The 959-nt window shown below is 45.4% G+C and carries 1 protein-coding gene; it reads right to left on the bottom strand.

All coding sequences use genetic code 11. From position 1 onward, the window contains the following. Window positions 1-165: 165 nt before the first annotated feature. Window positions 166-396 carry a hypothetical protein gene (locus tag VZ95_RS24745; protein ID WP_156995501.1) on the bottom strand — a complete coding sequence of 77 codons (231 nt, stop codon included), beginning with the start codon at window positions 394-396 and terminating at the stop codon, window positions 166-168. Window positions 397-959: the final 563 nt, after the last annotated feature.

Below are 959 nucleotides of genomic sequence, written 5' to 3'. Positions count from 1 at the left end.
GATCGGGGGCGTGGAGGCGGGGGCGGGACATGGGGCTCTCTCTCAATGGGGAAGGGTCGGAGCATTAAAGCGGAAATTGGTTCGGAATAAAGCGCTGTTCCTGCCCGTATCGGCATTTTGATCGGAATATGACAGCTAGTCCGACCATAGATATTCCCTCTAGGTTTAGTCAGCAGAAATGCTGAGTGTAATCATTCTAATGTTTTTCAGATACGACAACTTACTTACCTTGCCATTGGAAGCGTAACTCGCACTACTTCCAGCACCGATGATCTCGGTAAAATTTGAGGCCAGCCAATCACGGGATTTTTCCCAATTTGGGTATGTTGCTTTCAGAAGCGCAGCGCAAATGTAATAATGTATTTCAAACCAGTATTTAAATTCGTCATCAGTCATTCCATCGACTCTAGTCGGTATATTTCCTATGTAACTGATGCTTGTAAGATTTTTTTGAGGCCCATTCAACGTTAATAGGCCGTGTTTGTAATCGCCAATTCTCCTGGGAGTTTCCGCCTTTTGGGATACGTCTTCCCAATTCCATTTAATGGGAATTATATCAATGTTTTCCCGAACATTTTTTCTCCGAAATTCCAAGCGCGCTATTGGACTTCTGCCCCGCAATCGGAGAGAATTGAGGTGTTGATGCACTTGCAATAGCGTTACTACTAAATCCTAAAGCGATTAGAATTATTGTGATATGCCCAATATGCATATTAAACACTCCATATGGTAGCCTTATAGGAACTCTCTCACAATTTTTTCGATCAATAAATAGCTATGGCGATATATCAGGGTATCGCGTGGTAAATGCGGTGCGATGGTTGGAAAGCTTTCTTGTGGTGATGACTGCGAGCGCCGGGGGCTGCCCGTTTTTATCTTCCAAGCCTAATTATTGGTCGCGCGGAATTTTCCCGCTCAAGGCCAGCGACGCGCGCAGCGTATCGTTGATGCGCGTCTGC

Origin of the sequence: Elstera litoralis, assembly GCF_000963705.1 — a bacterium.
Classification (GTDB): Bacteria; Pseudomonadota; Alphaproteobacteria; order Elsterales; family Elsteraceae; genus Elstera; species Elstera litoralis.
The sequence above is the reverse complement of the archived record's forward strand: the minus strand, read 5'-3'. Positions and strand labels throughout refer to the sequence as shown.

Coding starts and splice junctions, on each gene's coding strand:
- VZ95_RS24745 (WP_156995501.1), bottom strand. CDS start 396: ATGACTGATGACGAATTTAAATACTGGTTTGAAATACATTATTACATT.